This is a genomic window from Roseateles sp. P5_E1 (assembly GCF_054049335.1).
Map to the genome: position 1 here is coordinate 1 of NZ_JBFUMN010000357.1, position 573 is coordinate 573.

A 573-nucleotide genomic window follows, 5' to 3' on the forward strand; every position below is an offset into this window, starting at 1 on the left:
GCTCCCCGCAACGAAACAGGGGCGACTATGCCGCCCCTGCCGGGTTCACTCAATGCGCACTGCGGCACGCTCAGCTCGCCAGCTCGGCCTCCAGGCTGATCGGCACTGCGCTCAGTGCCTTGGACACCGGACAGTTCTGCTTGGCGTCGTCGGCAATCGCGCGGAACTGCGCCGCATCGATCTTCGGCACCACTGCCTTCACCTTCAGGGTGATCTGCGAAAGCTGCGGGCCGCCTTCCATGGACAGGTCGACCTTGGCTTCGGTATCCAGCGAGGTGGGCACGAAGCCGGCCTCGGTGAGCTTGGCCGACAGCGCCATGGTGAAGCAGCCGGCGTGTGCGGCGGCGATCAGTTCTTCGGGATTGGTGCCCTTCTCATCGCCGAAGCGGCTGCTGAAGGCATAGCGGGTTTTGTCCATCAGGCCGCTCTGTGGCGTGCTCAGTTGTCCCTTGCCTGTCTTGAGGTCACCTTCCCAGTGCGCGGTGGCATGACGCGAAATACCCATCGGTTTGTCTCCTGCGGATGAATGGCAGGGCCAGCATGGACGATGCGGCGTTAGCACCGCGTCGGGCC

The 573-nt window shown here is 64.4% G+C and carries 1 protein-coding gene; it reads right to left on the minus strand.

Annotated features, from left to right (window positions below):
* Positions 1-70: 70 nt before the first annotated feature.
* Positions 71-573, minus strand: a 503-nt coding sequence (locus tag ACXJKJ_RS31505) for an OsmC family protein (protein WP_457395609.1), incomplete at its 5' end; no start/stop codon positions are given.